The organism is Candidatus Spechtbacteria bacterium, assembly GCA_016188605.1.
Taxonomy (GTDB): domain Bacteria; phylum Patescibacteriota; class Minisyncoccia; order Spechtbacterales; family JACPHP01; genus JACPHP01.
On the sequence record JACPHP010000014.1, the window covers coordinates 1 to 19,730 of the forward strand.

General features: G+C 44.2%; 18 protein-coding genes and 2 tRNA genes. 3 read left to right on the plus strand and 17 right to left on the minus strand.

What is annotated here, in order from left to right; all coding sequences use genetic code 11:
* Nucleotides 1-250: 250 nt before the first annotated feature.
* Nucleotides 251-1,102: a HAMP domain-containing histidine kinase gene (locus tag HYV65_02905; protein MBI2463157.1), complete on the minus strand. Its 852-nt coding sequence runs from the start codon at nt 1,100-1,102 to the stop codon at nt 251-253.
* Nucleotides 1,103-1,394: 292 nt separating this feature from the next.
* Between HYV65_02905 and HYV65_02910 the strand changes: the two genes are divergently transcribed.
* Nucleotides 1,395-1,468, plus strand: a tRNA-Pro gene (locus HYV65_02910).
* 74 nt (nt 1,469-1,542) lie between these two features.
* Nucleotides 1,543-1,616, plus strand: a tRNA-Gly gene (locus HYV65_02915).
* A 412-nt stretch (nt 1,617-2,028) separates the two neighbouring features.
* On the opposite strand, the gene HYV65_02920 is transcribed toward HYV65_02915, so the two are convergent.
* The 4 genes from HYV65_02920 to rny form a co-directional block, all read right to left on the minus strand.
* Nucleotides 2,029-2,919, minus strand: coding sequence for a hypothetical protein (locus HYV65_02920; protein MBI2463158.1), 891 nt, complete (start codon nt 2,917-2,919; stop codon nt 2,029-2,031).
* 126 nt (nt 2,920-3,045) lie between these two features.
* Nucleotides 3,046-3,318: an HU family DNA-binding protein gene (locus HYV65_02925; protein ID MBI2463159.1), complete on the minus strand. Its 273-nt coding sequence runs from the start codon at nt 3,316-3,318 to the stop codon at nt 3,046-3,048.
* Nucleotides 3,319-3,599: 281 nt separating this feature from the next.
* On the minus strand, nt 3,600-4,418 hold the full coding sequence (locus HYV65_02930; protein ID MBI2463160.1) for a YmdB family metallophosphoesterase: 819 nt from the start codon (nt 4,416-4,418) through the stop codon (nt 3,600-3,602).
* Nucleotides 4,419-4,598: 180 nt separating this feature from the next.
* Nucleotides 4,599-6,128, minus strand: coding sequence for a ribonuclease Y (rny, locus tag HYV65_02935; GenBank protein ID MBI2463161.1), 1,530 nt, complete (start codon nt 6,126-6,128; stop codon nt 4,599-4,601).
* Between the two features lie 203 nt (nt 6,129-6,331).
* Between rny and HYV65_02940 the strand changes: the two genes are divergently transcribed.
* Nucleotides 6,332-7,918 carry a 2,3-bisphosphoglycerate-independent phosphoglycerate mutase gene (locus tag HYV65_02940; GenBank protein MBI2463162.1) on the plus strand — a complete coding sequence of 529 codons (1,587 nt, stop codon included), beginning with the start codon at nt 6,332-6,334 and terminating at the stop codon, nt 7,916-7,918.
* Between the two features lie 87 nt (nt 7,919-8,005).
* Here HYV65_02940 and HYV65_02945 read toward each other — a convergent pair whose 3' ends face one another.
* The 12 genes from HYV65_02945 to HYV65_03000 form a co-directional block, all read right to left on the minus strand.
* Nucleotides 8,006-9,274, minus strand: a complete 1,269-nt coding sequence (locus HYV65_02945; protein ID MBI2463163.1) for a hypothetical protein — start codon at nt 9,272-9,274, stop codon at nt 8,006-8,008.
* Nucleotides 9,275-9,527: 253 nt separating this feature from the next.
* The gene (gene clpP / locus HYV65_02950) at nt 9,528-10,118 is read right to left on the minus strand and encodes an ATP-dependent Clp endopeptidase proteolytic subunit ClpP (protein MBI2463164.1); all 591 of its coding nucleotides are present in this window, start codon (nt 10,116-10,118) and stop codon (nt 9,528-9,530) included.
* A gap of 189 nt (nt 10,119-10,307) precedes the next feature.
* Nucleotides 10,308-11,597 carry a trigger factor gene (gene tig / locus HYV65_02955; protein MBI2463165.1) on the minus strand — a complete coding sequence of 430 codons (1,290 nt, stop codon included), beginning with the start codon at nt 11,595-11,597 and terminating at the stop codon, nt 10,308-10,310.
* Between the two features lie 180 nt (nt 11,598-11,777).
* Nucleotides 11,778-13,757, minus strand: a complete 1,980-nt coding sequence (locus tag HYV65_02960; GenBank protein MBI2463166.1) for a sodium-translocating pyrophosphatase — start codon at nt 13,755-13,757, stop codon at nt 11,778-11,780.
* Between the two features lie 148 nt (nt 13,758-13,905).
* Complete coding sequence (nusA, locus tag HYV65_02965) at nt 13,906-15,201, minus strand: transcription termination/antitermination protein NusA (GenBank protein ID MBI2463167.1); 1,296 nt, start codon at nt 15,199-15,201, stop codon at nt 13,906-13,908.
* A 198-nt stretch (nt 15,202-15,399) separates the two neighbouring features.
* On the minus strand, nt 15,400-16,182 hold the full coding sequence (locus HYV65_02970; protein MBI2463168.1) for a hypothetical protein: 783 nt from the start codon (nt 16,180-16,182) through the stop codon (nt 15,400-15,402).
* Nucleotides 16,183-16,265: 83 nt separating this feature from the next.
* Complete coding sequence (locus HYV65_02975; protein MBI2463169.1) at nt 16,266-16,640, minus strand: hypothetical protein; 375 nt, start codon at nt 16,638-16,640, stop codon at nt 16,266-16,268.
* A gap of 124 nt (nt 16,641-16,764) precedes the next feature.
* Nucleotides 16,765-16,914: a hypothetical protein gene (locus tag HYV65_02980; GenBank protein MBI2463170.1), complete on the minus strand. Its 150-nt coding sequence runs from the start codon at nt 16,912-16,914 to the stop codon at nt 16,765-16,767.
* Between the two features lie 37 nt (nt 16,915-16,951).
* The gene (locus tag HYV65_02985) at nt 16,952-17,173 is read right to left on the minus strand and encodes a hypothetical protein (protein ID MBI2463171.1); all 222 of its coding nucleotides are present in this window, start codon (nt 17,171-17,173) and stop codon (nt 16,952-16,954) included.
* 189 nt (nt 17,174-17,362) lie between these two features.
* Nucleotides 17,363-18,583 (minus strand): ornithine--oxo-acid transaminase, encoded by a 1,221-nt coding sequence (gene rocD / locus HYV65_02990; GenBank protein ID MBI2463172.1) that lies wholly within the window; start codon nt 18,581-18,583, stop codon nt 17,363-17,365.
* A 15-nt stretch (nt 18,584-18,598) separates the two neighbouring features.
* A complete protein-coding gene (locus tag HYV65_02995) occupies nt 18,599-18,820 on the minus strand; it encodes a hypothetical protein (GenBank protein ID MBI2463173.1) in 222 nt (73 codons plus the stop codon).
* Nucleotides 18,821-18,876: 56 nt separating this feature from the next.
* On the minus strand, nt 18,877-19,254 hold the full coding sequence (locus tag HYV65_03000; protein ID MBI2463174.1) for a YraN family protein: 378 nt from the start codon (nt 19,252-19,254) through the stop codon (nt 18,877-18,879).
* Nucleotides 19,255-19,730: the final 476 nt, after the last annotated feature.

A 19,730-nucleotide genomic window follows, 5' to 3' on the forward strand; every position in this document is an offset into this window, starting at 1 on the left:
AATCAACGAGTCCAGCTATTCCTACGCTGCAAGGCATTGAATATCATGACTGCTCTTGGTATGCCGGACTCCTATGTTGTTGAGTAAATCCTGAATACACTAGGTGAAAACTATCGTGTTCGGGATTTACTCAACAACGCCGATTTGAGTTGTAGTTTTGCGATTTGCGATTTGAGTTTTGAGATAATATATTGTCGCAAACGACAAATTAAAATTTTCGTATTTAGTTTATCATCTGAATTTGTTCCACTCACCTATTATACATCGGCAACTCAAACCAAAAAGTAGATCCTTTGCCCTCCTCGGATATAAACCCGATTCTGCCATTCATTTTATTTATTGCCGCTTGCGCGATGAAAAGCCCCAACCCCGTCCCCTCTGTTTGGCTATGCACGACGTTATGCGAACGAAAAAATTTCTGAAATATCATTTTTTGCTCTTCAACCGGAATACCAACGCCTTGATCTATAACATCCACGCGCGCGTAGCCGTCTTTTTGCGTAAGTGTTACTGATACAGACCCATTGTCGTTACTATACCGAATCGCATTATCAACCAAATTTTCAAAAACCATTTTTGTATATTCTTCATCGGCCATGACTTCGGGAAAAGAATTCGGTATCTGCGCAACAATTTCAGTATGATGCGCTTTGGCGTAGGGCTCCATTACCTTTATTATGCGCATAATGAGATCTGAAAGCGATAATGGTTTAGTATGCAGCTGAAACATTTGCCCTTCTATGCGCGATACATCCAGCATATCATTAACAATCGCAACCATGTGTTCGTTATACGCGCGGATTATTTCCAAATATTCCCTATCTTTTGGCCGCAAAGACGACGACTCGTCAGCGTACAAAAGATTCAACGTCCATTTAATTGATGAAAGCGGAGCGCGCAGCTGATGCGAGGCAATATTAACAAATTCAGTTTTTGTGATACTGGCTCGCGCAAGCCGCTCAAAACTTTGCACGACTATATATCCAATGATAAATACCACCACCGAAACGATACTCACGCTTCCAATTACAACCTCTGTTTCGCTATACATACTAGCAATAAAGTATGTGCCGAGGGTAGATATGATAGTAAAAACCCCCATTATAATAAATAGAAATGGGGGACATTCCCAAAGCGAAAGGCCAAGCCTCCTACATTGTTTCCAAAATAAAAGTTGATCGAGCATAAGCGTATTACTATTATACCCTGTTACGGGATTTTGACCAAAAGAGAGATTCTTGGTATACTTGGGACAATAAAGAAAAATGTCAAAATCCAAATTACAAAGTCCAAATGAATACTAAAATCCAAATGACGAATGTCAATTTAGGCTTTTGATTTGGTATTTGTCATTTATTTGACATTTGTAATTTGGATTTTGGATTTTAAATTGACGGGGTGTAGTATACTGGCAGTACACGTCCTTTGGGAGGATGGAGACTGGGTTCGATTCCCAGCACCCCGACCAAATTCATAAACGAAACTCGCCTTAGCGATCTACTAACGGGCCGTACCCGCCATAGCTCGCTTCTGCGAGCTATGGCGGGTATCGTATAACGGCATTACTCCTCTCTTCCAAGGAGGTGACACGGGTTCGACTCCCGTTACCCGCTCCAGAAATAGTACCTTGCTAAGTTTAGAGAAAGGAATTATTTAATGAGCAAGCAAATGTCATGTATCCATGAATGCCAATGTCTTTGCCATCAGTCAAGCTTACACATTTCTCATATAAGGCCGTGTTGTATCTTGTGTGACAAATGCGAGCAAAATATTACAACCGCCCCATACAACAATCATTTGAAACAGTGCCATAGGCAAAAAGAGGGCGCAATAATGCCAGGCCTGCTTCAATGTCCGTATGAATGTATAAACTGTCATTATAATATTCATATTTCTTGTGCTGAGACGTGCAAAACATGCAAACTCTATCACAAGATAATTAATTGCTACCTTCATAAAAATCTGTAAATCGTCTCGCTAGTAAACGCATAAAAAAGCTCTTCGATGCTTCGAAGAGCTTTGCTATTTTTACCAATTCTGTACCACGGCCGTAAATGCTAGTTTAGACATGACGCTGCCGCCATCATTTCTAATGACGCCATACGAATTATTATCCGGCGCGCACCATCCAGCTGGACCATCGCAATTCCAAAGATCAAGCCAAAGCCATAGCCCTGTGCCTATGCACCCTGCATTTTGCGCCGCACGAATGCAAAGCGCCAGCACATCCCGCTGAAGAATCTCCCCTCCCCATGTGGTGTAATGCCCAAATTCCACAAGCAGAAGCGGAAGATTAGTCAACGCTTTAATAATGCGCATGTTCCCGGTGAGCACGTTTTCGGCAAGAGGAATCTGTGGCGCGTCTTTCACGTTTAACGCGCCCTGCACATCGCGATACATGGTATAGGTAAGCACACCAACACCGGCTTTAGCAATCGCTATCGTACCCTCACGCGTTCCTCCGCCCGCCCAAATGCTATCTCGCGAAATGCCTCTCCCTACTAAATAATTTACGGCTTGGGTCAGGTTACTTATAATTATTGACTTGCGGGCATCATTGTCAACCCATAAAATATCAATCTCTTGCGACAGATTGTACACAATACTAGATCCAAAAGCATCAACAATCTGCCCCCACCAGTCAATGCCCGACGAAGAAAAATAACGTAGCTTATCTCCCCAAACCACAGCTATCATACCACTCGCCTGCACTCGCCCAACAAGCCATTGCAGCCTGCTTAAACTGTACCCAGACGCAGGATAGTTAATAGATTCCGTGGGAATGATTACGTGCGTCACGCGATTTTGCGCAAAACTTGCTATCAGCCAATTGCACTCTGCCCTTCCAGATTCTGTATCAAGTACCTTCCAAAACCCAAGACCCTCACTCATGAGGAAGTTAATAGCACGAATTTGCATTTAAAATACCTCCTATCTATTCTCTATAGTGGGGACGATATTCGGTCATAACACGCAAAGAATAATAAAACAACCCCATCCTGCAAATGCGGAACGGGGTTGTTTTCAAAACGAAACTTGCAATTATTATCGCGTTGCTTCTTTTAACGACTTGCCTGCCTTAAACTTAGGAACTTTCATTGCTGGGATCTGTAGTTTCTCTCCTGTCTTTGGGTTAACACCTTGTCGTGCCGCGCGATGAGAAACTTGAAATGTTCCGAAACCAGTTAATGCTACCGAACCTCCTTTGCTCAAAGTTGAGCTGATGGCATCAAGCATTGCTTCTAGCGCGTCTCCTGCCGCTTTTTTTGTTATATCTGCTTTGGATGACATTACGTCTAACAGTTGATCTTTGTTCATAGAAATTTTTTATTTTTGACTTACAAATTATTTTGTATTTGGTAGATCCGACCTTTACCCGCCATTTTATGCGGAGTATTGCTTTCATATATATTATACGCAAATAACTAGTAAATAAGCAACTATAGGTACCATAATTTCAAAATCCAAATTACAAATGTCAAATGAATGTCAAAGTCTAAAGTTCAAAACTTTTGTCATTAAGTCATTTGGATTTCATTTGTAATTTGACATTTGGACTTTGAAATTAAAATCCAAATAGATTCTAAATATTCATCTCCTTATACATAGTCAATAATTTCTCTAAGTTGCTGTATGCTTTTTGCATTCCCATCTCTATTAACATCTATCAGGGCTGCGCCAATTTCCGCCCTGCCATTATCAACCACTTCTTTCTTTGCAGGCATTTGCGTAAGGAATCTATCTATTACTGATCTTGGCTCAAGCCCAATTGATGAATTAAATGGACCTACCATACCGGCGTCTGTAAGGTACGCGGTGCCAGCAGGCAAAACTTGCGCGTCTGCGGTTGGCACGTGTGTATGAGTTCCCACAAGCGCGGAAATTCTTCCATCGAGATAAAATCCCATCGCGCGCTTCTCCGAAGTAGTCTCCGCGTGAAAATCAACAAAAATCGCGTCCGCGTGCTCTTTATCATCGTCATCTTGCTTGAGCGTGAACCGAGAAAGAATGTCGTCCATAGCGCGAAACGGCGAATCAACTTCAGCGCGAATGAATGAACGCCCGAGGATATTGCACACTAGCAGTTTTTGGCTGCCCGCCATTGCGGTGCGGTATCCCTTGCCGGGAGAGCCTGGTGGAAAATTTTCCGGGCGGACAAGTGTCCACGTGGGATCCTGAAGCATACTTTTAGCCTCGCCATCATCCCAAATGTGATCGCCCGAAGTAAACACGGTGAATGTATGCATATCGCGCAATTCGCCCAGTGTTACCTCATTTATACCATTGCCGTGCGCAATATTTTCCACATTAGCAATAATCGCATCTGGTGAATACTTTTCCTGCCAAATAGGCACTATTTTTTTTAGCGCTTCTCTACCAGGACGGCCGAATGTGTCACCGAAGAATATTATACGCATGGAATAATATGCTATGAATAATTAAGAATAAATAGTTTAATAACGAACGCTAATTTCAAAATCCAAATGTCAAATTACAAATGAAATCCAAATGACTTAATGACAAAAGTTTTGAACTTTAGATTTTGACATTCATTTGACATTTGTAATTTGAATTTTGACATTTAATGGCGAGCGCGCCTATCTCGCGTACTCAATCGCTCTCGTCTCCCTAATTACCACGACTTTAATTTCACCAGGGTACTGAAGGTCGGATTGCACTCTGTTTGCAATGTCGTGCGCCAAAGTTTTTGCCGTTAAATCGTCAATAGTCTCTGGTGTCACAAATACGCGCACTTCGCGGCCTGCTTGAATTGCATATGCTTTTTCAACGCCAACAAAGGAAGTCGCCACCTGCTCCAATTCGGATAGACGACGAATATAATTTTCCAGCGTATCCTTGCGCGCGCCCGGACGAGCTGCGGAAATCGCATCGGCGGCTTGCACGATGCGCGATTCGAGCGTTTCATAAGGATATTCTTCGTGGTGCGATTGCATCGCCTTGATCACGTCTTCAGACACACCAAATTTTTTAAGTAAGTTGCGACCTATCTCCACATGCGACCCCTCCACCTCATGATCTATAGCTTTTCCAATGTCGTGGAACAAGCCGCTCTTTTTGGCAATCATAACATCCGCACCAATTTCCGCGGCAAGCGCGCCCGCAATATGGCACACCTCCAGTGAATGCATCAAAACATTCTGACCGTAACTTGTGCGGTATCGCAAACGGCCAAGAAGCCACACAAGCTTTGGGTCTATACCGACAATACCGGCATCGTACATTGCCGCTTCTCCCGCCTCGCGAATCTTGTCGGAGATTTCCTCTTTTGATTTCATCACCGCTTCTTCAATACGCGCGGGCTGAATACGGCCGTCGGCGATAAGCTTTTCGAGGGTCAATTTTGCAATATGCCTGCGCACTGCGTCAAAACCGGAAATGACAATTGCCTCTGGGGTATCATCAATGATAAGCTCTACGCCAGTCATTTTTTCAAGCGTTTTTATGTTCCTTCCCTCTTTGCCTATGATGCGTCCTTTTATTTCGTCACTTGGTAGAGAAACTGTTGTAGTGGTGATTTCCGCTGTTTGAGGAGCGGCGTAACGCTGTACCGCAACAGTGACAATATCTTTGGCGCGCGCGTTTAATTCATCACGTCCATACTGCTCCAATTTTTCCATGTGAGCATAGAGTTCTGTTTTGTAATCTTTTTCAACATTAGAAAAAAGCTCTTGTTTGGCTTCAGCAACGCTAAGTCCTGATACACGCTCAAGCTCTTTTGTTTTTTGATTGTGCAGCTCTTCAACATTTTCTTTAATCGCGCGCACTTGCTCTGTTTTTTGTTGCAGTTCTTGTTCTTTTTGTGCGTAGCTTGCCTCGCGCGCGTCAAAAAGTTCATCTTTCTTCAAAAGACGTTGTTCTAGTCTTGCGAGTTGTTTTTTGGTTTCTTGTTCTTCGCGTTTTACTTCTTCAAGAATTTGCGCGGCCTTATCTCGCGCCTGCGAAAGAGTGGATTGGGCTTTAGCTTGCGCGTCTGCGGTAATCTTGCTCATACGGGCTTCTAGCGAACCTTCTTGCTTCTTGGCTATTGTTTGACGACTGTAGTATCCAAGAAAAACTCCTATTACCAACGCAACGAACCCCACTAAAAAGGGAAGATATGCTGTCATAGATTAGTTTGATGATTAAAATTAACATTGTGCTGCATTATTCTATCTGCAATGCAATGTAGGCAGGATAGCATTTTTCAAAGCTCGTGTCAAAACAAACGAGGTTTTGAATACAGAATCAAGAATACTGAATACGGGAACGTCTGCTAAACAGTTAGTATTCTGTACCAAACAAAAACAACACAAAGTGTTATAATACTAATATGCCTGACAAAAAAAAATTTATTCTAGCCATTCTTGACGGATGGGGAATTGCGCCGCAGCGTCCGGGCAATGCCGTTTTTGAAGCAAAAACACCAACAATGGACGTTCTTACGAGGAGTTATCCTTATTTTTTACTGCAAGCATCTGGTATCGGCGTTGGTCTTCCGTGGGGAGAGGAAGGAAATAGCGAAGTTGGACACCTTAATATCGGCGCCGGCAAAATTGTATTTCAATACCTTCCTCGCATTATTGCCGCTATCCGCGATGGATCTTTTTTTCAGAACCCTGCATTTCTAAAGGCAACCAACCATGTGAGACAAAATAATTCTACCCTTCACATGATGGGCCTTTTATCTTCAGGCAGCGTACATAGCTATATTGACCATCTTTATTCGCTTCTCACCCTAGCAAAACAACAAGAAATCGACAATGTCGTTGTGCATGTATTCACTGACGGCAAGGATAGCCCCCCAACCGAAGGAGCGACGTTTATACGCAATTTGCAAGAACGTATGAGCTCAGAACAGACGGGGGCTATGGGCACTATAATGGGCAGAAACTACGCGATGGACCGTAATCAGCGCTGGGAGTTAACGCGCCGCGCGTACAATTTGCTCACAAAAGGTATTGGAAATAAAACCACCGATCCCGTCGCCTATCTTCAAAATTCGTATGCTCAAGGGATTAATGATACCGATATCGAACCGGCTGTCATTGTGCCGCCTAACAGTCCCGATCAACCCCCTGCTTTAATAAAAGACAATGATGCTATCATTTTTTTTAATTTCCGCGAGGATAGCGCGCGACAGCTAACGCGAATATTTGTGATGCCGCCAGCGCAAGAAAATATCGAGGTTGAGGAAGGAGAGGCATACCAACAACTAAAAAACATAGTATTTGTTGGATTGACAAATTACGATCCGCTTCTTCCTATTGATGTTGCGTTTATGAATGAAACCATTGCTTGGCCGCTAGGGCGCGTCCTATCAAAGGCGGGATATCACCAGCTTCATATTGCAGAAACCGAAAAATATGCGCACGTGACATACTTTCTAAATGGCCAACAGGAAAGGCCATTCGAGGGCGAAGAGCGCCAGCTTATTCCGTCGGTAGGCACGCCGCACTACGACCAGTTCCCCGAAATGGGCGCGCCGAAGATAACGCAATATATAGAAGAGCACTTCAGTAGGTTCGACTGCGCGATAGTAAACTATGCAAACGCCGACATGCTGGGGCACACCGGCAACCTTGCCGCAACGATTGAGGGCGTGCGTACGGTGGACACATGCATCAATCGGCTGCTTGCTCTAGCGCAGGGGAATGATGCCTATCTTTTTATCACCGCGGACCACGGCAACGCGGAGCAGATGCGCGACCCGCGCACAGCAACCATACGCACACAACACACCGTAAACCCCGTTCCCTTCTTGGTGGTACACGAGTCGCTACGCCATCATGGCATGTTCGTAGGCATTGCGGGACAGGAGCCAACGGGGTTGCTTTCAGATGTAGCGCCCACTATTTTGCATCTAATAAATATACTCCCTCCCCCGACTATGACAGGCAAAAACTTGTTAGCAGGGTAATACATCAACGAATAACGAATCCGATACGAATTTACGAATACAAAAACCCCTCAAAGGGGATTTTTGCAACAGTGCTTATGTTTTACCCTACTGCGGCTTCACTTCCTTAAACTGTGGCAGAGGAGTTTTGATGGTTCCCAAAGATTTCTCTACAGAACAGCTACCGACGTTATTTGTTGCTGTAAGCGTGGCGGTTTGATCGCCAATAGTATTAAATGTTACCACAGGATTTTGACTTGTGTTATTCGTGCCATTTTGATATGTGGCATTGGTAATAACCCACAACCAACCTTGAGTGGAAGAATAAAAATTAGTGGCGTCTGTAAAGAACACGTATTCATTCTCACTAATATTGGCAATAGATGGTTGCCATGTGAAGTTTACTGACGGGAGAGGGTTTTGTGGAGTTGTAAAATTAGGTCCATTAGCCCAACCGGAAGAAGCAGCCAAGCTGTCAAATGCCTGAACTCGCCAAAAATAGCTGGTATTAAACTGAAGGTTGGATGTTGGCGGCAAAGAAACCATAATGCTTCTGCTTGTTGATGGGGTTGTGACTACTCCGGTATCAATAATAAGAGTGCTAAAATCGCTATCGGTAGCAACCTGTAACTGATATGAGGTTTGAGTTGAACCATCTTCTGCGTCAGAAAAATTCCAGGAAAACTGCTGATACGTGGGAGAGGCGCACACGCTTACGGTATTGGTGGAAAGATCGCTTACCGTTGGCGGAGTATTGAATGAGCCCTTTACGGCGTATTGCACGCCACTTCCATCCGTTTGGCTATTAAAGCTTATCCAGCCGACCACATCTCCACCCCACGCCCAGCCGCTAAACTCTTTTGTGACCTTGGTGAAGATAACGCCATAAGACGCGCCACCATCGCTCGAATCTTTAGCCAGTTTTATCCAGCCATCCCATCCGCCAGAATTTGCATTCGGACCAACGCCGCCCGTACAATCTCCATTTGGTGAACCTGCGCAGGCGCGCGCCCAACCCGATGTTTCTTCAGACGATAAATTTAACTTAGCTGAATTATTAGGAGCGCCTGGATACGGACCAACTGGATCAAATTTAATCCAGCCAATATTCTCCGACCAGGCGTAACCGGTTAGCTGTTCCGTTGCAACGGTATAATTCACACCATAACTTTGGCCGCCACCAGCACCCGAATCTGTATCATTAAAACTAATCCACCCTATATTCTCCGACCAGGCAAAACCAGACACATTATCTGTGGCAGATGCATGCGCTTCTTTTACCTTATTGCTGTGCGTCTGCCAAATAATAAAGATACTTGCGGCAACCATGCAAATTCCAAGAGCAAAGGCAAATGCGTGTTTAGAAAAATTTTGCATATAACCAATATAGTGTCATCTCGAGCTTAGCGCGAGAGATCTCTCGTCGTTGCTACGACTTCGAGATGACACAAAATAAATATTTATCAAGGATTACCTTGATTATAACACAGCTCTCGCTATTCCATAAGAATAGCGAGAGCTGTGTATAACGTATACTATTTGCGTTAATTGAGGTCAGGCTTCCACGAGCGCGTGGAAGCCTGACCTCTGCCTATGATTTAGGAATACTTGCTAATAGTCACATTCATATCTATAACTCCTGTTTTGTTTTTACTATCGCGTCAATCAGGCCGTAATCCTTTGCTTCCTCGGCAGACATATAGAAATCGCGGTCCGCATCGCGGTCGATCTTTTCTTTCTTTTGGCCGGTGTGGCTCGCCAAGATGCTATTAAGGCGCTCCTTGGTCTTAATAATCTGGCGCGCTGTAATCTCAACATCAACCGCCTGGCCTTCGGCGCCGCCCATCACCTGATGAATTAACATTTCCGCGTTGGGCAATGCTCGCCGCTTCCCTTTCGTGCCAGCCGTAAGAAGCACAGCTCCCATGGATGCTGCCATGCCAACACAAATCGTAGCCACGTCCGGCTTCACGTACTGCATGGTGTCATAAATTGCAAGACCAGCTGTGACAGACCCGCCTGGACTATTGATATAGAATTGTATGTCTTTTTTGGGATCCTGGCTCTCCAAGAACAAAAGCTGGGCAATGATACTATTTGCTACCATATCATCCACTGGACCGCCCAGAAAAATAATGCGCTCCTTTAAAAGACGAGAGTAAATATCGTACGCCCGCTCGCCGTATTGTGATTTTTCAATGACTGTTGGAATTAGGTTCATAGACGATAAATTATATTTTTATATTACATTTTTACGATGACCAATAGCATTGAGGCTCACAAAATGCTGAATTTCAAAGTCCAAATTACAAATGTCAAATGAATGTCAAAATCCAAATTACAAAACTTTTGACATTAAGTCATTTGAACTTGATTTGTAATTTGACATTTGGACTTTGTAATTAACTAGCTAGACTGTCTTCAGCATCTCCGCCACCTTCTCATTACGCAAAATGTTTTTCACTCGTCCACGCAGCGCCTCGCCGTCTCCATATACCTTTTCCGCCTCCTTGGCATTACGGAATTCTTGCAAATATTCGTTGGCGCGCTTTGTCACGTCTTCCTCGCTTGCCTCTATGTTCTCCTTCTTTGCGATTGCTCGTAAAACTAACGCCCCCTCAACTCGCTCTTTGGCTTTGTCTTTCCAAGAATCTTTTATTTCTTTCTCGGTTTTTTTAATTTGCGCCAAATATGCTTCTATGTTCATTCCCATTGAAGCAAGTTGTTCTTGAAACTCGCTCATCATCTTGTCTAATTCCTGCTCCAGTACAGTGCCGGCTATATGGATAGTGCTCTTTTTAGCAATCGCTTCCAAGATTTTAAGGAAGACGCGCTCGCCCTCCGATTTGTCTTTTTCAAACTTAATGCCTTCCGCAATGCTTGTCTTAAGAGCATCTAAATTATCAAAACCGCCAACGTTTTTTGCAAACTCATCGTTTATCTCCGGAACATGGCGCTCTTGCACCGATTCAACTTTAACGTGAAAATCAACCGCCTTGTCTTGAAGCGCTTTTTGCCCGTAATCCTTGGGGAAGGTAAGAGAAAAATCTTTCTCTTGACCCACGCTTAAGCCGACGAGTTCTTTTTCAAAACCAGGGAGCAAGCGATCCTCGCCAAGCACAAGTGTTTGGCGAGAACCTTCAAGATTCTCTTGCTTTACTCCTGCAATTCTACCCTCAAAAACAATATCAAGAACGTCGCTGTTTTGCGCCGCACGCGCAACCGCGCTTGTTGTAGCGCGGGATTTAGCCAGCCACTCAAGCGCGCTCTGCACTTCTTTTTCTTCAACTTTTATTTCTTTCTTTTCTTTTTCACGAACTTGGCTCGCAATCACCCGAAAATCAGGTAATATAATTTCTGGCAAAAATTCTACCGTTGCGCGATAGTGAAAATCGTTACCCGGCGCAAGCTGAAGAACCTCAACGTGCGGCGAAGCCACAACATCCAGCTTGTGCTCAATACAGGCATCCACAAAACTTTTCTCTAAAGCACGTTCCGCGGCTGTTTCCCATATCTTACCCAGACCAACCGTCGCAACTACCAAATCATCTGGCGCCTTACCCGGACGAAATCCTTTTAACGCCAGATTCTCGCTCAACTTCTTTGTGGCATGCGCGATATACGGTTTCATCTCTTCAACCGAAATAGTAACCTCAAACTGTTTTTCTGTTTCTGTTTTATTTGATAATTGAATTTCCATGGTATAAAATCTCAAAACTCAAAGCTTAAATCGCAAAACTGCAACTCAAATCTCAAAGCTTACAATCTAATTTGTCATCTCCCAAAGGGAGCCTTTGGCCCAAACGCAGTGAGGGATCTGAAGATTTTAGATTTAAGATTTAGATTTGAGTTTTGCCATTTGCGTTTTGAGATTAGTTTTCTACAAGAACTTAACAATAAGCAGCGCTACTATATTCATAACCTTAATCATAGGGTTAATCGCAGGACCAGCGGTATCCTTAAACGGATCGCCTACGGTATCGCCAGTAACGGCTGCCTTATGTGCATCCGAGCCCTTGCCGCCAAAATTGCCCTCTTCAATGTATTTCTTGGCATTATCCCACGCGCCACCCCCAGAAGTCATTGAAAGCGCAAGGAAAAGTCCGGTAATAATACCACCGACCAAAAGCCCCCCGAGAGCTTCCGCGCCAAGAAGCATACCGACGACAATCGGAGCGACGATAGGCAAAAGCGCGGGCACAATCATCGCGCGAATAGCGCGTCCCGTAACAATATCTACCGCGCGTGAATAATCTGGCTTTACTTTGCCCTCCATAATGCCTGGCATTTCACGGAACTGACGGCGCACCTCTTCCACAACAGCTGCCGCAACCTTGCCTACCGCCATCATATTTAATGAAGCAAAAAGATAGCTAACCAATCCTCCAAGCATCAACCCGATTAGAACACGAGGATCCTCCAAGCTGAAAGCGCGGTCAATAGAATCACCAAGCTCTTCTTTATATGCAACAAATAATACAACCGCCGCGAGCCCTGCCGAAGCAATAGCGTATCCTTTAGTAACTGCTTTTGTGGTGTTGCCTGCCGCGTCAAGGATATCAGTAACGTTTCGCGTCTCTTCTGGCAATCCCGCCATCTCGGCGATACCGCCCGCGTTGTCCCCCACTGGGCCAAACGCATCTAGGGTAACTATCACGCCGGATATGGAAAGCATTCCGACTACAGCAAGCGCGATACCATAAACTCCAGCGAGCATGAAGCTTAATAAAATTCCCGCGGCAATAAATATAGTAGGAAGTACGGTTGCCTCATATCCAATAGCAAGGCCGGCAATAACGTTAGTGCCGTGGCCAGAGCGAGATGCTTCGGCAATCGTGCGTACTGGACGAAACTGCTTTGAAGTATAGTAATCTGTTACAACAAACATAGCCGCGCCCACCAAGATACCCATTACAACAGAAATAAATAATCTGATTGGGGAATAGGGGATAATGTCAGACATCATCCAGCTTGTAATGGGGTAGAGAAATAGCAAACTCAATGCCGCCGCGCCAATCACTGCAAGATAAAGATTTTTTGTTACAGACGCAAAATTTGCAAGAAGAACCAGACCCAAACTAAGTAGGGAAGCGACAATACCAACCGCGCCCACCATGAGCGGAAATAACACCGCGTTGTCTACACCCTTAAATAGAAGCGAGCCGAGCAACATAGCAGAGAAGGTTGAAACAACGTATGTTTCAAACACGTCTGCCGCCATACCGGCGCAATCCCCTACGTTGTCACCGACATTATCCGCAATAACTCCAGGGTTACGAGGATCGTCTTCAGGGATACCAACTTCAATTTTTCCCACCAAGTCCGCGCCAACGTCAGCCGCTTTGGTGAAAATACCGCCGCCGATACGCGCGAATACTGAAATAAGAGAACCGCCAAATGCGAGACCCACTAGAGAACTAACGTCATTAGTCCACCAGTAAAATGCCGTTATAACAAAAAGTCCTAGCCCAACGACAAGCATGCCAGTAACAATACCGCTTTGGAATGAAAGACGAAATGCTGGAATTATGCCGCCTGAAGCGCGTTCCGCCGTAGGGCCATTAGTAGAAACCGCCACCATCATGCCAATGTATCCTGCCAAAGCCGATGCTACCGCGCCAACTAAAAAGCCGAGTGCGATATTAAATCCCAAGAACATCAGCAACACGAGAATACCAAGCGCTACTATAAATATTGTTCTATATTGGCGCGCTAAATACGCCTTCGCGGCAACCTTAATCGCCGCTGAAATTTGCGAAACTTGCGGATTCTTCATGGGAATTGCAAGCCCGCGCATTGCAAACAACCCCGCTACAAAAAGAGCTATGATTGAGACTATGAATGGGATTAGGAGAAACATAGGACAAAAAGTTAAAATTTAAAAGTCAAAAGTCAAAATGACAATGAAAAATTCAAAAATTTAGCATGTACTTTTTACTTTTGAATTATGATTTTGCATTTTGAGATTTGAGTTTTGACTTAATCTATATTTAAATCCTTAAATTAAGTTATTTTTCTTCATTTTTTTCAGACATATTAGTCTCTTCCTTCACATCTTCTGCTTCTTCAATCTTCTCTTCTGGTTTTCCCTCGGTCTCGACGGGTGCATCTTCCTCTGCAGTCTCCGTGCTTCCCTTAATCTCCCCGGTCTCTTTTGATTTTATATCAATTTTACTATTTGTTAATTTTGCGGCAAGGCGCACATTCTGCCCTTCGCGTCCGATTGCTAGAGACAATTGATCTTCTACCACGGTAACAAGCGCCCGTCCATTCTCAAGCTTCACATCTAGTACCTTGGCTGGAGAAAGAGCCGCTGATATGAATGCGGCCGGTTCGCTCTTCCACTCTATAATATCAATTTTCTCACCCCCAAGTTCATGAATGACTGCCGCAACACGCGTGCCGCGCTGGCCAACGCATGAGCCGATTGGGTCAACACCATCTTCAAGAGACGCTACTGCTATTTTTGTTCTATCGCCCGCTTCACGCGCGATAGCTTTAATCTCTACCGAACCGCCAGAAATTTCCGGCACCTCAAGCTCAAATAATCGCGCTACAAATTTTGGATGCGAGCGTGACAAATACACCTGCGGCCCTTTTGGCCCAGATTCAATTCCTAGTACATAGAAACGCATACGCTCACCGATACGATAGCGTTCACGCGCCACCTGATCTTTTGGCAAGACAATACCGATTGTTTTGCCAATATCAACAAACACGTACGGCCCCTCCATGCGCTGAACGACACCGCTGATAATTTGGTCTGTCTTTGATTCAAATTCGGTATAAATAGATTCTCGCTCCGCTTCACGAATGCGCTGAATAACAACCTGTTTTGCGGTCTGCGCGGCTACACGACCAAAATCTTCTCTGGTTTCAAGCGGGAAAATCATTTCTTGTCCCAACTCAACATTAGGGTCAATTTGTTTTGCCTCTTCAATCATAATGTGCTTTTCCGGATTAAAGCGAATTTTATGCGGCACCGCCTCCTCGCCTTCCTTGGTAAACACTTCCTCTTCTTCCGGCTGGTATGCTTCGCCACTCTCCAAGGCCGCTTGTCTCGCGGCCTCAATTTCCTCTTCGGTTTTAATCATCGTTTCATCCACCACGATTTTTACCTGCCATACTTCCATTTTGCCAGTTTCGGGATCAAACTTCGCCCGCACTATCTGCCCGCGCTCACCGTAATCCTTTTTGTAGGCAGCTGCAATAGCCATTTCAATGGCTTCCAAAACTTGATCAACTTTTATTCCTTTTTCCTCTGCAATCTGTGATAGTGCAGAGCTTAATGCGCGAAGATCCATATGTAATAAAATTAAAAGATAAAAGTCAGAAGTTAAACATTACGGTGACTTTTAACTTTTAATTTTTGACTTTTAATTTAAAAATCCGCACTCTTGCGAGCCGGATTCAATCGTTCAATCGATTATAACGCCATAATAGCAGATACAAAATAATCAGTCAATACCGACATTCAAAATGGGTATATATAACAAAAACGCCTATAGACACCAGATTGAAACCCGCAGGGCAAATGTGTCACCACCAAAAATACCAGAACCAACACCCTGCGAACATGATGTTGCTCCTTGGCACGCTGCTACCGGAATGCTTTTAATAACCGCGTCCCAAGCCATTCGTTCCGCACCAACAATACCATAACTTCCACCAGTAACAACCGCGGACCCACGTCCAGCAGCGGCAATGGTTTTCCCCGCAGGACAGGTGGCTGTAAGTGTATAGGTTTCATTGGGTCCGTAAAAAATTTTCTGTTCGTATATATCAACCAAAGTCGCACCTATCAACGAAGAAGTTGCTGTGCCCACAATACTATTTCCCGGGCCAAAAGTTACTCCCTGCCTAACATTAGACGCAGTTGTGCCACTAATTCCCAAATTAGCGATATTAAAATAACTCGTAAGATAGCTTGCGAGCCCCGAGATGAGCGGGCGATCCCCTGGGGCTATGAGGTCGCCCTGATTAAAAGGAAGCCGCGCCGCCGGAATTTTTTTTGTAGAACTGTCATAAATTATATTACTAGAACCATCCATAATGTTGCCGAAAAATTGGGCGCCGCCAGACACACCTAGAGATGCGGCCCATACGCCACCGTTTGCTAGCAGACTGCCAGCTTTTGACTGGTCAATCGCGCTTGTATTAATTGGAGGAGCTGTATTGCCGTTAGGTGGCGCTTGGACGGGCGGCGCCCAGGCAAAAGCGCTGTAGGCAACGAGAGTAATGCCTATTGTTAAACCTGCTATTGTGGAGAGGAAGAGGTGCTTCATAAGATTAACTCTTAAAACTCTTTCTGTAGATTTGAATTTTAAGTTGTAGTTTTGCGATTTGAGATTTAAGATTTGAGATTTTATTATTTACTCTGCGCGCTTAGTGATTCTAAAAGTTTTTTCTTTTCTTCATCGGTTAAAACAGGCGTGCTGCTTGATGGGACGGATAAATCTTTAAGAAGCTGCTGTTTGTCTTTGTCTGACAATTGGCTTGCTTCCTCACCCGCTTTAGACGCGGAAAGCTGTTGAAGCAATTCTTGTTTTTCTTTATCGCTAAAAGCGGATGGCTTGTCTGTTTTAAGAGCCGAAGGAACAGTTTCTTTCTTGAGAGGAATTGAAAGAAAGATAACGATTGCAATGAGCAGTATAACTAGAATGCCTAAAATTGTCGGCACTCGTTTTGTTTTTAATTGCTCCCAATCCAGTGGCTGTGCTTGATTTGAGTGATTTATGCCCATAAATAAATTATACTATATTCAAAACAAATCGGGTAAGCGATTGTCAGCAATCACGAGAACGCCCTGATAGCCCTATAGTCTCCTTTTTATCCAATTTCTTGTATAAGTGTTATAAAAAAATCTTTCATCTCTTCTTTGGTCTTAGGCTTAATAAGCCAATAAAACTTTCATCTTCCAGATCGTCTGTGTATAGCAATTGCTCGGAAAAAAGTCGATCATTGAACGCTTCGCCATATTTTCGTTTAGAATCAAGAATTACATTATCCAAAGACATAAGTTCAAGGGAAAATATAATATATAGATCAATCGTGTTATCGTCTAATGCCTCTTGGTACATAATTCCAATTTGAAAAATGAAAAACCGCTTCTATTAAAGGTTTGGTTTTGGGTTTTATTTCAGTTGCGGGAATATTTGCCAAAACTTTTCGTATCTCTTCGTCGCCGTAAAAATTTCGTATCCAACGCCAGTGTTCAAGTGTGCCATAAGACAAGGCTTGCACAATAAGTGTTTTTTTATCTTTATAGGATCGCATTTATCAAAATCATACGACCAGAGAAGCGGTTTGAATATAATAGGAATAACACTCATATATCTATTATATCATACAATACTAAGTTTGCGTATCGCTTCGCCACGCGCATAAACTCACAAAATCCCGCCAGCCCACTTGTCCTTCCGTAGCTTTATGCGAAGGAGGGTGGGCTGACGGGATTACGCTTATTTATCGCGAATTTTCGCGCTCGCGCAATACTTGCTTAAATCGCCCTAAAAAGAAATCGAGATCCCGACGATTAATAACCAGTGGCGGCGCGAGGCGGATAACTTTGTCATGCGCGCCTTTGCAGATAATTCCAAGCTCAAGGAGCCGCGCGCACCAATCATCTGCCTTGCCGGCTTCTTTTGCAAGCTCAATACCAACGAGCAGACCTCTGCCGCGAACTTCTTTAACAAGCGGCGAGCCGGCGGTGATTTCAAGCAGACGCTGTTTGAGACATTCGCCCATCTTTGCGGAATTATCGACAAGACCTTCTTCCTGAATAATCTTAATCGTTTCTGTGCCAATGGCGCATGCCATTGCATTGCCGCCCCATGTACTGCCGTGGTCGCCAGGTTCAAATACATCCATTAAATGTCGAGATGCTAGAATCGCTGAAACAGGATAGGTTCCCCCACCTAGCGCCTTGCCCACAATAAGAACATCGGGACGGACATCCTCGTGTTCAAAAGCAAACATACTACCCGTGCGACCAAAACCGGTTTGCACTTCGTCCAGCATAAAAAGAACGTTTTGTTTTTTGCAAATTTCCTTAACTTCCGCAAGATACCCCGCAGGAGGAATGTGAATCCCGCCTTCGCCCTGAATCGGCTCAAGAAGTACCGCCGCTGTGCACGGCGTAATAGCGCTTTTAATCATATCCGTATCTCCAAAAGGCACAACACGATATGCAAACGTGGGATAAGGACCAAATAACTTATAATATTGCTCCTCTGACGAACCACCGATAACACCTATCGTGCGGCCATGAAAATTATCGCGCGCAAAAATAATTTCCGCCCTATTAAGTTCAACGCGCTTGCGAGTATATGCCCACTTTCGCGCGAGCTTAATCGCGGTTTCCACGGCTTCTACGCCGGTATTCATAAGCAAAGCGGCTTCCATTCCCGATACTTGTGTCAAAATCTGAAGATATGCCGCCTCTTGTTCGAAGTAAAAAGCGTGTCCTACCACAGCAAGCTGTTGGCGCAACACTCGTTTTATGCGCGGATGGTTGTGCCCAATGCTCACCGCGGAGTATGTGGCAAGCATGTCCAAATACTTGCACCCTTCAACGTCCCAAAGCCACGCTCCCTTGGCGCGCGCAAAAACTGTTCCCGAAAAACGCTTGTAATGATGAGCTGAGGACTGTTCTATTCGCCCAACCAAATCACTAGTCTTACTCATCTCGCCCCTCCTGCTTTATTTACGACCGTACCAACATATCTGACCGAGAACGACCAATGCACCGATTGCGCCAAAGCCAAAATTAAATACTATGACCAGGGTGCTCCCATCGTGTATAGCGACTAAGCACATCATTGCAAGCCCAATAAATAGAGTAACGAACATTGAAGTACTCACGCCCTCGGTTGACTTTCGTGTATAATTTGTCCAAACCTGAAGCCAGTTTACGGGGAACATAACAATAAAAGCAGTAAATCCGATGAGCTGCCATAATTCATCCATTATATTCACCTCTATTCTGCAACAACATTTTTAAAGTACCTCACCGTTGCCAGACGGCTTTCATAATCTACCAAAACAGTCGCGAGGTCAACACGCCAATCGGTGTTTTCCGGATATTTATTGGAAATAAGATATTCGCTGGCGACAATTTTAAGCTTTTGCTGTTTGTGATGGTCAAAATGATGCTCTGGACGCAAGTCATCCGGAACTGTTGCATCCGCAGCTTTTACCTCAACAAAAACAATTGTCTTGTTGTCTTGCGCCACAATATCAATCTCTCCAGTTTTTAAGTTCACATTTCTGCCCAGTATCTTCATTTTGCAAAACTGCCGCACATAACGCGCGGCAGAGTCTTCCCCTATTTGGCCGGTAGCTTTATTGGTGGACATGAATTAGGCAAACTCTCTACATATGGTTTATAATCTTAAAAAATTACGCCTTGATGTTATTATCTCAAATCTTAAATCTCAAATCGCAAAACTACAACTAAAATCTCAAAGCTACTTTTATATGTATTTTTCCGCCAGAGGCGCATGCCCGCCTCTGGCGGGGATCAGCCTTAGCGTAAAATTACATTTTGTTGTAATTTTTGTTAAACGTAGAAATACATTTTTTTGCGTAAAGCAACGTGGTTGCCACGCAACTCTACGTTGTATTTCTTGTTAAACGTAGAAATACATTTTTTTGTATTTCTTGCTCTGGCTGAGAGTTTTGCGATTCAGATTGGCGTTGTTGAGTAAATCCCGAACACGATAGTTTTCACCTAGTGTATTCAGGATTTACTCAACAACATAGGAGTCCGGCATACCAAGAGCAGTCATGATATTCAATGCCTTGCAGCGTAGGAATAGCTGGACTCGTTGAT